The 12,626-nt window shown below is 61.3% G+C and carries 13 protein-coding genes and 1 pseudogene; 13 read left to right on the plus strand and 1 reads right to left on the minus strand.

Annotated features, from left to right (window positions below):
- Positions 1-109 precede the first annotated feature (109 nt).
- Positions 110-1,336: a cytochrome b/b6 domain-containing protein gene (locus ACZ1HN_RS12160; RefSeq protein WP_472727689.1), complete on the minus strand. Its 1,227-nt coding sequence runs from the start codon at positions 1,334-1,336 to the stop codon at positions 110-112.
- Positions 1,337-1,504: 168 nt separating this feature from the next.
- Between ACZ1HN_RS12160 and fabD the strand changes: the two are divergent.
- The 13 genes and pseudogenes from fabD (at position 1,505) to ACZ1HN_RS12225 (ending at position 12,605) form a co-directional block, all read left to right on the plus strand.
- Positions 1,505-2,438 (plus strand): annotated as a pseudogene (gene fabD / locus ACZ1HN_RS12165) (ACP S-malonyltransferase).
- Positions 2,431-2,868 (plus strand): GyrI-like domain-containing protein, encoded by a 438-nt coding sequence (locus ACZ1HN_RS12170; RefSeq protein WP_472727690.1) that lies wholly within the window; start codon positions 2,431-2,433, stop codon positions 2,866-2,868. The pseudogene fabD and the gene ACZ1HN_RS12170 overlap by 8 nt, the downstream one beginning before the upstream one ends.
- Before the next feature lie 14 nt (positions 2,869-2,882).
- Positions 2,883-3,620, plus strand: a complete 738-nt coding sequence (fabG, locus tag ACZ1HN_RS12175; RefSeq protein ID WP_472727691.1) for a 3-oxoacyl-[acyl-carrier-protein] reductase — start codon at positions 2,883-2,885, stop codon at positions 3,618-3,620.
- A 183-nt stretch (positions 3,621-3,803) separates the two neighbouring features.
- Positions 3,804-4,037, plus strand: a complete 234-nt coding sequence (locus tag ACZ1HN_RS12180; RefSeq protein ID WP_472727692.1) for an acyl carrier protein — start codon at positions 3,804-3,806, stop codon at positions 4,035-4,037.
- A gap of 147 nt (positions 4,038-4,184) precedes the next feature.
- Complete coding sequence (locus ACZ1HN_RS12185) at positions 4,185-4,715, plus strand: GNAT family N-acetyltransferase (protein ID WP_299703092.1); 531 nt, start codon at positions 4,185-4,187, stop codon at positions 4,713-4,715.
- A gap of 150 nt (positions 4,716-4,865) precedes the next feature.
- A complete protein-coding gene (fabF, locus tag ACZ1HN_RS12190) occupies positions 4,866-6,125 on the plus strand; it encodes a beta-ketoacyl-ACP synthase II (protein ID WP_472727693.1) in 1,260 nt (419 codons plus the stop codon).
- Positions 6,125-7,291 carry an endolytic transglycosylase MltG gene (gene mltG / locus ACZ1HN_RS12195; RefSeq protein WP_472727694.1) on the plus strand — a complete coding sequence of 389 codons (1,167 nt, stop codon included), beginning with the start codon at positions 6,125-6,127 and terminating at the stop codon, positions 7,289-7,291. The genes fabF and mltG overlap by 1 nt, the downstream gene beginning before the upstream one ends.
- Positions 7,292-7,632: 341 nt before the next feature.
- Positions 7,633-7,977 (plus strand): hypothetical protein, encoded by a 345-nt coding sequence (locus ACZ1HN_RS12200; protein WP_299206632.1) that lies wholly within the window; start codon positions 7,633-7,635, stop codon positions 7,975-7,977.
- Positions 7,886-9,256, plus strand: a complete 1,371-nt coding sequence (locus ACZ1HN_RS12205) for a DNA-packaging protein (RefSeq protein WP_472727695.1) — start codon at positions 7,886-7,888, stop codon at positions 9,254-9,256. Before ACZ1HN_RS12200 ends, ACZ1HN_RS12205 begins: the two co-directional genes overlap by 92 nt.
- Before the next feature lie 134 nt (positions 9,257-9,390).
- Positions 9,391-10,575 (plus strand): phage portal protein, encoded by a 1,185-nt coding sequence (locus ACZ1HN_RS12210; RefSeq protein WP_472727696.1) that lies wholly within the window; start codon positions 9,391-9,393, stop codon positions 10,573-10,575.
- Entirely contained in the window at positions 10,568-10,795 is a 228-nt protein-coding gene (locus tag ACZ1HN_RS12215) for a GTA head formation protein, RCAP_rcc01685 family (protein WP_472727697.1), read from the plus strand. The genes ACZ1HN_RS12210 and ACZ1HN_RS12215 overlap by 8 nt, the downstream gene beginning before the upstream one ends.
- A 27-nt stretch (positions 10,796-10,822) precedes the next feature.
- Positions 10,823-11,386 (plus strand): HK97 family phage prohead protease, encoded by a 564-nt coding sequence (locus ACZ1HN_RS12220; RefSeq protein ID WP_472727698.1) that lies wholly within the window; start codon positions 10,823-10,825, stop codon positions 11,384-11,386.
- Positions 11,387-11,426: 40 nt separating this feature from the next.
- On the plus strand, positions 11,427-12,605 hold the full coding sequence (locus tag ACZ1HN_RS12225; protein ID WP_299206624.1) for a phage major capsid protein: 1,179 nt from the start codon (positions 11,427-11,429) through the stop codon (positions 12,603-12,605).
- The last annotated feature ends 21 nt before the right edge of the window (positions 12,606-12,626 follow it).

Here is a 12,626-nt window from a genome sequence, read left to right on the forward strand (position 1 = left end):
GAAAGGCTGCGCGTGCGCGCGACATGATTTTATTCAAGAGGGCCTTTTCAGACCCTCCTGACCCATGCCTCCGGCGGGGATTTTTTGAAACAGGGAAGCGGGGTGAACTCTATTCCGATGCTGCGCGTAGGGCGGTCAGGCTGACGTCTACGGTGACTGCAAAGGCAAGGGAGCTTTCATCGGCCATATTGTCCCCGATGCCAAAGCTGCGGCGGTCCAGCGTCAGGCCCCCGGTCATCGAGGCGGTGTCGCCGTCGACCGACAGACCAAAGGGCAGGGTGATCGGCATCGACTGCCCTTTGATCGTTAGCGTTCCTTGCGCCTCGTACCCGTCCACCACCGTAACGATATCTGCCGTCAACGTGGCCGTTGGGAAGTCTGCCGTGTTGAAGAAGTCCGGCCCCATCGCCTGATCTGTGACCGACCCTAGGGAAAGGGAGCCAATCGCCACCGTGACCTCAACCGCGCCGGCCGTGCCGTTTTCAATGGTTTCGTCAAAGCTGATCACTGCGGTCCAGTCGGCGAATTGCCCTTCGACTTCGGATCCAAGCTGGGTGACCGTGATGGCCAATGTTCCATCCTGGACCTGCCAGTCGGACTGAACATCTTCCAGTTCGGCGACTGCGATCCCATCCCCGTGCGTTGCATAGACACCCAGGGCTGCGCCGCCGGACAGGGCAAGCGCCCACAAGGCAAGTGCGGCGGTGATCGGTGCGGCATGTTTGTGTTCGGGGCTGGTCCGGGGCACATCGGTACGCCCGAACCACATGCGGCGCAGGGTGGCATCCTTATCAATGACGTGGTGTTTCAAAGCGCCCGCGATGTGGAGGAGTAATGCGACACCCAGCACCTTGGTCAGCACCCAGTGCGCGCCAGCCATAGCCGCTGCAACGGCTTCGGATTTGGGCACCAGTGGCAAGGTCTGGCCAAAGGGCCACCAGATCGGGGCAAAGCCGCTGGCCACAGCGTGGTGGATCCATCCGGACAAAGGCACGACAACCAGACTGCCATACAGCAGCCAGTGCACGGTTTCCGCAGCCAGACTTTCCAGCTTGCGATCCGGGTGCAGAAGGCCTGGCTTTGGCTGGTTCAGTGCCCACAGGATGCGCAGCAGCGCCACGAAGAACACGGTGACGCCCAATGTCTTGTGCAGCGAAAACAGCAACGCCGTGCGGGCCACCAAGTCATCCGCAGGCGCGGACATGGCCTGCAATTCATAAGCCATGTTGTTCGCGACAAGACCCAGCGGGAAAAGCGTCAGGATCAGAAGGGCGGTCAGCCAGTGAAAAGTCTTGGACAGGCTGCCGTAGCGGTTGGCGGTGTTGGCGAGGGCCATAAGCGGTCTCCGGGCGTTTGTGTGTAGGTCTAACACCTTTGCCCTAAATGTTATGCGACCTGCGCGCGGGACAACACGCAATTCCCGCACATATGACGTGCACCGATCCCTTGTCTGGCGCGGGGATGGCCTTTACACCCGGTGGAAACGACAACGAGGGGGCAGGCCATGAGCGTGGCATTTGTATTTCCGGGACAGGGTGCGCAGACCATCGGGATGGGCAAGGCGTTGGCAGATGCCTACCCGGCAGCGCGCGCTGTGTTCGACGAGGTGGACGAGGCGCTGGGCGAGAAACTGAGCGCGCTGATCTGGGAAGGCGAGCAGGACACGCTGACACTGACCCAGAACGCGCAACCGGCGCTGATGGCGACATCCGTGGCTGCCATGCGCGCGCTTGAGTCGGAAGGGATCGGTATCGACAGAGCCAGCTTCGTTGCAGGGCACTCGCTTGGTGAATATTCCGCCCTCTGCGCGGCTGGCGCACTGAGTGTTGCTGACACCGCACGATTGCTCCGCACACGCGGGCAGGCCATGCAAGAGGCCGTGCCGGTTGGCGTCGGGGCCATGGCAGCCTTGCTCGGTCTGGATTTCGAAACGGCAACAGCCATAGCCTCCGAAGCGGCACAGGGTGAAGTGTGTCAGGCCGCGAATGACAACGATCCCGGTCAGGTGGTCGTGTCCGGCCACTTGGGGGCCGTTGAACGGGCTGTCGAGATCGCCAAGGAAAAGGGCGCAAAGCGCGCCGTGATGCTGCCTGTCTCTGCGCCGTTTCATTGCAGCCTGATGGAGCCTGCAGCCCGCGCGATGGCCGATGCGCTTGGCGCGGTTGATATCCATGCACCTGCTACCCCCGTGATTCCCAATGTCACGGTTGTGGCCTGCAGCACGCCGGACGACTTGCGCGCGAGATCTTGTGTCGCAGGTCACGGGCTCGGTCCGTTGGCGCGAAACGGTGATGTATATGGGCCAGCAAGGCGTGACCGAGATCTGGGAGATTGGCGCTGGCAAAGCGCTGTCCGGCATGATCCGCCGCATCGACCGCTCCATCGCAACCCGTCCTGTGGGCACACCCGATGACGTGAAGGCGGCCGTTGATGGCTGATCTGGTCACCTTGCCGCCTGAAACCTTGGGTGGTGTGATCGATACGGTGCCGTTTTCCCGTCGGTTCCAGCTGATCCCGGATGTGTTCGGGCGAATGGATTCGCTGCTCGGGCAGGCGGGTATCTTCTTTGCCGGTCCCCAAACGGCGCTGTACCGGGTCAACGGCGACGATATGGAAATCCGGATCGGCGTACCGCTGCCGAAGCCCTTACCGGGCTTCCAGATGTTCGATGTGGATGCAACGCGGGCCCTCCATATCCGCCATCACGGCGCCTTTGATACGCTGCCGCGCATTTACCAGGCGCTGACCGCAGAGGTCGAGGCGCGGGACCTGACGCGGACCGGTTGGGCGCGCGAGGTCTACCGCTTTATGGCCAAGGGCGCGTCCCTGAACATTTGCGACGTCTACATGGACGTGGCCCAGACTTAACGAAAGAGGTTCATATGTTTGATCTGACAGGTAAATCCGCGCTGATTACAGGCGCATCGGGCGGCATCGGGGCCGAGATCGCGCGCACCCTGCACGCCGCGGGTGCGACCGTGGGCCTGAGCGGCACGCGGACTGACCCGCTTGAGGCGCTGGCGGGAGAGCTTGGCGAACGCGCGCATGTGCTGCCGTGCAACTTGAGCGATCCAGAGGCTGTGGATGCCCTGCCGAAACAGGCGATCGAGGCGATGGGGGCCGTCGATATCCTTGTGAACAACGCTGGCATCACGCGGGACAACCTTTTTATGCGCATGTCGGACGAGGAATGGCAGTCGGTGATCAACGTGAACCTAACGTCGACCTTCAAATTGTGCAAAGGCGTCATGCGCGGCATGATGAAGTCGCGCTGGGGCAGGATCGTGAATATCAGTTCGGTTGTGGGCGCCACAGGCAACCCGGGGCAGGCGAACTACGCGGCCTCCAAGGCCGGTATGGTCGGCATGTCCAAAAGCCTAGCCTACGAGGTGGCAAGCCGAGGCATTACTGTGAACGCCATTGCGCCCGGGTTCATTGCCACGGCAATGACGGATAAGCTGACTGACGACCAAAAGACTGGAATCATGGGGCAAATTCCTGCCGGTCGTATGGGCGAAGCGCATGAAATTGCCGCCGCAACGCTGTACCTTGCCAGCCCCGAAGCGGCCTACGTCACGGGCACGACCTTGCACGTCAATGGCGGCATGGCCATGTTGTAGGCGCTAACACGCCGCGTATTGCCATCTTTACGGGATGTGCTATAGGCGGCGCAGATTCCGGCGGCAGACCATGCAAATGGTCTGTTGCTTCACCGCCCCAGGGGGGCAAGACCAGAGCCCTGCTTGCACGGGGACACCACTTGGGGGCGCGAATATTTGCCCCGGTAAAATGAGGACAGTCATATGAGCGACATCGCCGATCGCGTTAAAAAGATCGTTGTAGAGCACCTGGGTGTGGACGAAGAAAAGGTCAGCGAAAGCGCGTCCTTCATTGATGATCTGGGCGCAGACAGCCTGGACACCGTGGAACTGGTGATGGCCTTCGAAGAAGAGTTCGGCATCGAGATCCCCGATGACGCGGCCGAAACTATCCAGACCTTCGGCGACGCAGTGGGCTTCATCTCGAAAGCCTCCTAAGCATTCCGGGCAACTGCCCGACAAAACGGCGTTCTTTCGTGCGAAAGGGCGCCGTTTTTTTGTGCATGTATCATGCGCTCTTGCTTTGGCGGTTGTGCACGGACAAAGTTATGCAAAACGACAAAACGTTCGGGCAGGACAACATCCATGGGCAGACATGTGCCGACCATCAACACGGCGCGCGTGACCTTGCGCGCAATACGACCAGCCGAGTTTGATCGATTTGCCGAGATTTGGGCCATGCCCGAGGTTGCGGTTTACATTGGCGGTACACCACGCAATCGCAGCGAAAGCTGGAAATCGTTCCTGATCAATGCGGGCCACTGGCAGATGACCGGCTTTGGCCAGTGGGGCATCGAAGAACATGCAACCAAACGGCTGGTGGGGCAGGTCGGGTTCTTTTTTGGCGCGCGCGGTTTGGGTGAGGATTTCGATTCTGTGCCGGAGGCAGGCTGGGTTCTGGCGCCCGAGGCGCAGGGCGTTGGCTTGGGCATTGAAGCGGCCCAGGCGGCTCATGATTGGTTTGACCGCGTGGTGACGGGCCCCTTGGTCTGTATGATGGACCCTGATCATGCCGCTTCGGCGCGCATCGCCGAACAACTTGGTTATGTCGACATGCGTTTGGCCGAAGATGATGACGGCCCCATTCAACTGAAACTGCGCAAGTCTCCGCCGTAGGTGTGATCCAAAGGCGCGCCTGCGGCGCACGACATTGATTATATACCGCTTCTGGCTTGCCGAGGCGAAAGAGCCCTACCTCGTCGGGACTTGAATAGGGGTATGCGGGCGCGGTAAGAGGCGAGCCAGAAACGAGAGGGGCATGAGCAGATGCGCAGAGTTGTCGTGACAGGTCTTGGACTGGTGACGCCATTGGCGGACGGGGTCGAGGCAAGCTGGAGCCGTATTCTGGACGGGCAATCGGGCGCGGGTCCGATCACGCAGTTCGATCCCGAGGGGCTGACCACAACATACGCGTGCGAAGTGCCCCGCGGGGACGGCACAGATGGCACGTTCAATGGCGATGCCTACATGGCGCCAAAAGAACAACGTAAAGTCGATACCTTTATCATGTTCGGTTTGGCCGCGGCACAGCAGGCCGTTGAAGATGCCGGTTGGATGCCCGAGGACACCGAGAGCCTGGAGCGCACCGGCGTTCTGATCGGCTCCGGCATCGGTGGCCTGAACTCCATCGCCAATACAGCCGTGATGATGGAAGAGAAGGGGCCGCGCCGCGTGTCTCCCTTCTTTGTGCCGGGTGCGCTGATCAACCTGATCTCAGGTCAGGTGAGCATCAAGTACGGGTTCAAGGGGCCGAACCATTCGGTGGTGACAGCCTGTTCCACCGGTGCCCACGCCATTGGTGACGCGAGCCGTCTGATTCAGCATGGTGATGCGGATGTCATGATTGCCGGTGGCGCCGAGGCAGCCATCTGCAAGATCGGCATCGCGGGCTTCAACGCCTGCAAGGCGCTGTCGACCAAACGTGCTGATGATCCGCAATCGGCAAGCCGTCCCTATGACGAAGACCGTGATGGGTTCGTCATGGGTGAGGGCGCGGGCATTGTTGTGCTTGAGGAATATGAGCACGCCGTGGCCCGTGGTGCCAAGATTTACGCCGAAGTTCGGGGCTATGGCCTGTCCGGCGACGCCTACCACATCACCGCGCCGTCCGAGGATGGCGAAGGTGGTGAGCGTTCAATGAAAGCAGCGCTGCGCAACGCAGGGCTGGAGCCGTCGGATATCGACTACATCAACGCGCATGGCACCTCGACCATGGCGGACACCATTGAGCTGGGCGCGGTCGAGCGTTTGCTGGGCAATCATGCGGCCAATGTGACCATGTCTTCGACCAAGTCGGCGACCGGTCATTTGCTGGGTGCTGCGGGTGCGATCGAGGCCATCTTCTCGATCCTTGCGATCCGTGATCAGGTCTGCCCGCCGACCATCAACCTGGACAACCCTGCCGTTGAGACACCTATTGACCTAGCGCCCAATGCCAAACGCGAACGCAAGGTCGACGTGGCCCTGTCCAACAGCTTTGGGTTTGGCGGTACGAATGCCAGCGTGATCTTCGGAAAGGTCAGCTGATGTGGCGATCCATCGCCTCGAACGCACTGACATTCCTGATCGTGGCCCTGTTCGTGGTGGGCGGTCTGATCCTGTGGGGACGCGGTCAATATGAGGGCGCGGGTCCGCTGACTGAGGCGATCTGTGTTCAGGTGGATCGGGGATCGAATTTTCGCCGTGTGAGCGCTGACCTTGAGGAACAGGGGGCCGTCAACCATGGCTGGATTTTCCGCACCGGGGCTGAGTACGCGGGCAAGACAAGCGCGTTGAAGGCCGGGAGTTTCCTGGTGGAACCCGGTGCGTCCATGGAAGAGATCGTGGATGTTGTGACCCGTGGTGGGGCCAGTACGTGCGGCACCGAAGTGGTTTATCGGATCGGAGTGAACCGTTTGAGTGCGCAAGTCCGTGAGTTGGACCCGGCCACAAACCGTTTCGTGGAGCGCGCCGAGTTCCAGCCGGGTGAGGAAGAAGTGCCTGAGATTTATACCGAAGTGCGTGCGGCACAGGACACGCGATATCGTGTGGCGCTGGCCGAGGGTGTGACGAGCTGGCAGGTCGTGGACGCGTTGCGCAACATGGATGTGCTGGATGGGGAGGTCGCTGAAATCCCACCGGAGGGCGCATTGGCCCCCGACAGCTATGAAGTGCGCAGCGGCGACAATCGCGCAGACATCCTGACACAGATGGTCGAACAGCAGGAGTTGTGGGTGTCCGCGGCCTGGGAGTCTCGCGATGATGCCCTGCCGCTGGAGAGCCCGGAGGAGCTGCTGACCCTTGCCTCGATCATCGAGAAGGAGACTGGTGTGGCTGAGGAGCGGCGTCAGGTCGCCTCGGTGTTTGTGAACAGGTTGAACCGTGGCATGCGCCTGCAGACGGACCCGACAGTGATCTATGGCATCACCAAGGGGCAGGGCGTTTTGGGCCGTGGGTTGCGCCGGTCGGAGCTGCGCGCCGCGACGCCTTGGAATACCTATGTCATTCAGGGTCTGCCGCCGACTCCGATTGCCAATCCGGGGCGGGAAAGCCTGATGGCTGCGGCGCAGCCGGATGCCACGAACTTCGTGTTCTTTGTGGCTGACGGGACCGGCGGGCACGCTTTTGCCGAGACATTGGATGAACACAACCGCAACGTCGCGCGGTGGCGCGAGATCGAGGCGGAGCGGGCCAACCAGTCGGATGATGGGTAGGGCGGACGACACGTCCGCCTTACGGGGCGCAAGGGTTCAATCGTAAGGCGGAGGTGTCCTCCGCCCGTTTGTCCCCGCGGGGACAAACAAGTGTTGTTGTGGGGGATCAAAGGCTTACGCCTTGCATTAACCACATCTTAACCATTGAAGTAAGATTTTGTTAATTATACCGTACGGTTAGCGGATTTTCCTCAAGTGGATTTCGCTTGACTTTGCGAACGGTCACACGTATAACTTGTGACAAGCTAGAAGAAGTGGGTAAGCGGCCCCGGGGTGACCCGGAGGTCGCTTTTCTATTTCTCTCGTGCGGAGCTATCCCAACGCATGAGAGGTCATATCACATGGCATTGATTACCCCGGAGGCGGAGGGCGACCGCAGCGAGGAGCTTGTCTCGTCGATGCAGGACACCCTGACGACAATGCGAAAGCACTTCAAAGCCTTCACAAGAAAGGCAGAAGCCGGGGAGGATGTGAAGGAAACTGAGGTGAACAGCCAGCTTGTCACGTTGAACAAGCTGATCGTGAACCTGGAAGGTATGGAGAAAAAGCTTGACGAATTTCGACAAGCCCGAACCGGCATCGCCCAGAACGGATATGCCTTCGACCTTGATCTTGCCCGAGCTGAGGTACGGTGCGCGCTTGGTCGCCTCCGCGCCTGCGGAAGCGCAGGAGCAGTTTCTGAGTGAGTTGGGAGAGGGCGCCTTGGGCGCCCTCCCTTTTCTGTTCGAATTCTGGGCGATGGAGCACCAGTTGCCGCCCGAAGGCGACTGGCGGTCCTGGGTGATCATGGGCGGGCGCGGCGCTGGCAAGACGCGCGCCGGGGCCGAGTGGGTCCGATCCATGGTCGAGGGGCCGATGCCCTTGGACAAGGGCAAGGCAAAGCGGGTCGCTTTGGTGGGCGAGACCATCGAGCAGGTCCGCGAAGTGATGATTTTTGGTGAGAGCGGGTTGCTTGTGTGCTCACCCGCGGATCGCCGTCCGAAGTTTCATGCGACCCGAAAGATGCTGGAATGGCCCAACGGGGCCATCGCCACCATTCACACGGCCCATGACCCGGAGGGGTTGCGGGGGCCGCAGTTTGATTGTGCCTGGGTGGATGAGTTGGCCAAGTGGAAGCGCGGTCAGGAGACCTGGGACATGCTGCAGTTCGCGTTGCGGCTGGGGGATGATCCGCGTGTCTGCGTGACAACGACGCCCCGCAACGTTGAAGTGTTGAAGGATTTGTTGGAGCAGTCGTCGACTGTTGTCACCCATGCGCCGACCGAGGCCAATTCGGCCAACCTGGCGTCCTCGTTTCTGGCTGAGGTAAAGCGCCGCTATGCCGGGACCCGGTTGGGGCGGCAGGAGTTGGAAGGGATATTGCTGAGCGATGCCGAGGGGGCGTTGTGGACCACGGCGATGCTGGATGCCGTGCGGCGGAAGCGAAAACCGAAGCTGGACCGCGTTGTGGTGGGGCTGGACCCCGCTGTGTCGTCAGGCAATGCGTCGGATGAGTGCGGCATCATCGTGGCGGGGGTGTCCATGGAGGGGCCGCCGCAGGATTGGCGCGCCCATGTCATTGCCGATTGCACCGTGCAGGGATTGGGCCCTGCCGGTTGGGCAAAGGCGGCCATTGATGCAATGAAAAAGTACCAGGCGGACCGCTTGGTGGCCGAGGTTAATCAGGGTGGTCAGTTGGTCAGCGAGGTGATCCGACAGGTCGATCCGCTGGTATCTTTGAAGACCGTGCATGCATCCCGTGGCAAGGTGGCGCGGGCAGAGCCTGTGGCCGCATTGTACGAGCAGAACCGGGTGACGCACGGGTTGGATTTGGGTTCTCTGGAGGATCAGATGACCCGTATGACCCGTGTTGGGTATGAAGGGCAGGGATCGCCGGACCGCGTGGATGCGTTGGTTTGGGCCTTGCACGAGCTGATGATTGAGCCGGCTGGTCAGTATCAACGGCCCGGTGTGCGCGGGTTGTGAGCGGCCCTGCGGGGCGAGTTTATTTGGCAAGATGAAGCAGGGGATGCCCCTTGCGGTGAGGCGGTTCCATTCGGGCCGCCTTTTTCTTTGAGCGACGGGCCGGGCGGCCCTTTGGGATCAAAAGGAGACCCTTCGTGTTTGATTTCTTTCGGAACCGTGCTGTGGCGGATGTACCAGAGCAGAAGGCAAGTGCGACGGGGAAGGTTGTGGCCTGGCAGACGGGGGGCCGTGTGGCCTGGTCACCGCGCGATGCCGTGTCGCTGACCCGAGCGGGCTTTTCCGGGAACCCGGTCGGGTTTCGGTCGGTCAAGCTGATTGCTGAGGCCGCAGCGGCTTTGCCCTTGGTGTTGCAGGATGTGGAGCAGCGGTTTGAGACTCATCCGATCCTGTCGCTGATCAAGCGGCCCAATCCGGGGCAGGGGCGGGCCGAGCTGTTGGAAGCGCTTTATGCGCAGCTGCTGTTGTCGGGGAACGCTTATGTGGAGGCTGTTGCCGGTGAAAGCGGCGCGCCACTGGAGTTGCATGTTTTGCGGTCGGATCGGATGTCGGTGGTTCCTGGCGCCGATGGGTGGCCTGTGGCCTATGACTATTCCGTGGGGGGCAAGACACATCGCTTTGATGCATCGGGCCCCGTGAGCCCGATCTGTCACATCAAGAGCTTTCACCCGCAGGATGATCATTACGGGTTCTCGCCCATGCAGGCGGCGGCGATGGCGTTGGATGTTCATACGGCGGCGTCTCGATGGTCAAAGTCGTTGCTCGATAACGCCGCACGTCCTTCGGGGGCCATCGTGTATCGCGGGCAGGACGGACAGTCGCAATTGTCGGGGGATCAGTATGATCGTTTGGTGAGTGAGATCGAGACCAATCATTCGGGTGCGCGCAATGCGGGGCGGCCCATGTTGCTGGAAGGTGGTTTGGATTGGAAGCCGATGGGCTTTTCGCCTTCGGACATGGAGTTCCAGAAGACCAAGGAAGCGGCGGCGCGTGAGATTGCCTTGGCCTTTGGTGTGCCGCCGATGCTTTTGGGCATTCAGGGCGACGCCACTTACGCCAATTATCAGGAGGCGAACCGGGCTTTCTATCGTCTGACCGTGTTGCCCCTGGCCACCCGTGTGGCGGCAGCGCTGGCTGAGTGGCTGGGCGCGCATACAGGCGAGGATGTGGTGTTGGCCCCGGATCTGGATCAGGTGCCTGCCTTGTCGGCAGAGCGTGATGCGCAGTGGGCGCGTGTTGCCGGGGCCGATTTCCTGAGCGTCGCCGAGAAGCGCCGTTTGCTTGGACTGCCTGCCGTGGCTGAGGATGGTGCCGATGGATGATGCCAAGCTGTGGGAACGGTTTGCATGCGGTCCGGGCTTGAAGCTGGAGGCCCATGAGCGGCTCACGGAGGTCCACTTTGCCAATATTTCCGACCGTTTGGATCGGCTTGAGCAGCTGATGGAGCGGTTGGAGAAGCGGTTGTGGCTGACCGTCTATGGCGTTGTCGCAGTGGTGTTGGCGACCGGATTTCAATCGATCATGGCGGCGATACCCCACTAGTGGGTCGCATTGAGAAGGAGAATGCAGATGCAGGCAGAGACCGGTCTGGAGACGAAATTTGCGCGCTTTGGCGAAGGCGTCGAGGTGCAGGACGGCACGGTGATCGAGGGCTATGCGAGCCTGTTCGGTGCCTGTGACCAGGGGGGCGATGTGGTGGGCAAGGGCGCTTATGCGGCGTCCCTCAAGGCCATCGCTGCCGAAGGGCGCAACGTGAAGATGCTGTGGCAGCACGACCCGGCCTTTCCCATCGGCGTTTGGGACGAGGTGCGGGAGGATGCCAAGGGGCTGTGGGTGAAGGGGCGTTTGCTGCCCTCGATCGCCAAGGGCCGCGAGGCGGCGGAGCTGATCGGGGCCAGGGCCATTGATGGTCTGTCCATCGGCTACCGGACCGTGAAGGCCACGAAGAATGACAAGGGCCAGCGGCTCTTGACCGAACTGGAGCTTTGGGAGGTGTCGCTTGTGACCTTCCCGATGCTGCCCAGTGCGCGGGTGGCGGCCAAGTCCGAGGAGATGCCTTCGGATCAGGACGACCATTTGCGCGACATGGCGGCGGCCCTGCGGGCTGCGCGCGCGGAGTTGGCGCAGCGCTAAAGCGCGGGGCCGTTTCACACCAACCATCAAGGACATGCTGATGAGCAAGACCGAGATCAAGGCTCGGGCCGGGGAAGGTTTGTCCCCGGCTCAGGAGGTTGCAGAGGCCGTAACGGGTTTCGTGACCGAATTCAAAGGCTTCCAAGCCGACTTTCAAACCAAACTTCAACAAACGGAAGAGCGACTGACCATGCTGGATCGGAAAAACATGACTGCGGCGCGCACCCCTCTGGCAGGTGCCGTCGAAACGGGTGCCCCCCATCAGAAGGCGTTCAACGCCTATCTGCGTTCGGGTGAGGATGATGGCCTGCGTGGCCTGGAGCTGGAGGGCAAATCGCTGTCCACTGCCGTGAACTCGGACGGTGGTTACCTCGTTGACCCGCAGACGTCGGAGACCGTGAAATCGGTTCTGAATGCCACTGCGTCGATCCGTTCCATCGCGTCCGTGGTGAATGTCGAGGCGACATCCTTTGACGTGCTGGTCGATCACACCGATGTAGGTGCAGGCTGGGCGACCGAAACCGCCACACAGGCCGAGACCGACACCCCCACCATCGACCGCATCACCATCCCGCTGCACGAGCTGTCGGCCCTGCCGAAAGCATCGCAGCGTTTGCTGGACGACAGCGCGTTCGACATCGAAGCGTGGCTGGCAGGTCGCATTGCCGACAAGTTTGCCCGCGCCGAGGCTGCGGCATTCGTCAACGGTGACGGCATCGACAAACCCCGTGGTTTCCTGACCCACACATCGGTCGACAATGATGTCTGGGCCTGGGGCAACCTTGGCTACGTGCCTTCGGGCATCGACGGTGACGTGACTGCCGAGGCGATCATCGACGTGGTGTATGCACTGGGTGCCGAGTACCGCGCCAACGCGACCTTTGTCATGAACTCCAAGACGGCTGGCATCGTGCGCAAGCTCAAGGACAATGACGGCCGCTTCCTGTGGTCCGATGGTCTGGCTGCCGGTCAGCCCGCGACCCTGATGGGCTACCCGGTTCTGATCGCCGAGGACATGCCTGACGCGGGAACGGGTGCCGACGCCATCGCCTTTGGTGACTTCAACGCAGGTTACACCGTGGCCGAGCGCCCCGACCTGCGTGTGCTGCGTGACCCCTTCAGCGCGAAACCTCACGTTCTGTTCTATGCCACCAAGCGCGTGGGCGGCGACGTGAGCGACTTTGCGGCGATCAAGCTGCTGAAATTCGCAACAGCCTGAACGGCTGATGCGGATGGCCGG

Source organism: Tateyamaria sp. GN1-10, assembly GCF_055693845.1.

What these genes read in the sequence shown, in the direction of transcription:
- fabG (WP_472727691.1), top strand. Translation starts at nt 2,883, where the DNA reads ATGTTTGATCTGACAGGTAAATCCGCGCTGATTACAGGCGCATCGGGC.
- ACZ1HN_RS12205 (WP_472727695.1), top strand. Translation starts at nt 7,886, where the DNA reads ATGCCTTCGACCTTGATCTTGCCCGAGCTGAGGTACGGTGCGCGCTTG.
- fabF (WP_472727693.1), top strand. Translation starts at nt 4,866, where the DNA reads ATGCGCAGAGTTGTCGTGACAGGTCTTGGACTGGTGACGCCATTGGCG.
- ACZ1HN_RS12160 (WP_472727689.1), bottom strand. Translation starts at nt 1,336, where the DNA reads ATGGCCCTCGCCAACACCGCCAACCGCTACGGCAGCCTGTCCAAGACT.
- ACZ1HN_RS12180 (WP_472727692.1), top strand. Translation starts at nt 3,804, where the DNA reads ATGAGCGACATCGCCGATCGCGTTAAAAAGATCGTTGTAGAGCACCTG.
- mltG (WP_472727694.1), top strand. Translation starts at nt 6,125, where the DNA reads ATGTGGCGATCCATCGCCTCGAACGCACTGACATTCCTGATCGTGGCC.
- ACZ1HN_RS12200 (WP_299206632.1), top strand. Translation starts at nt 7,633, where the DNA reads ATGGCATTGATTACCCCGGAGGCGGAGGGCGACCGCAGCGAGGAGCTT.
- ACZ1HN_RS12220 (WP_472727698.1), top strand. Translation starts at nt 10,823, where the DNA reads ATGCAGGCAGAGACCGGTCTGGAGACGAAATTTGCGCGCTTTGGCGAA.
- ACZ1HN_RS12225 (WP_299206624.1), top strand. Translation starts at nt 11,427, where the DNA reads ATGAGCAAGACCGAGATCAAGGCTCGGGCCGGGGAAGGTTTGTCCCCG.
- ACZ1HN_RS12185 (WP_299703092.1), top strand. Translation starts at nt 4,185, where the DNA reads ATGGGCAGACATGTGCCGACCATCAACACGGCGCGCGTGACCTTGCGC.
- ACZ1HN_RS12215 (WP_472727697.1), top strand. Translation starts at nt 10,568, where the DNA reads ATGGATGATGCCAAGCTGTGGGAACGGTTTGCATGCGGTCCGGGCTTG.
- ACZ1HN_RS12170 (WP_472727690.1), top strand. Translation starts at nt 2,431, where the DNA reads ATGGCTGATCTGGTCACCTTGCCGCCTGAAACCTTGGGTGGTGTGATC.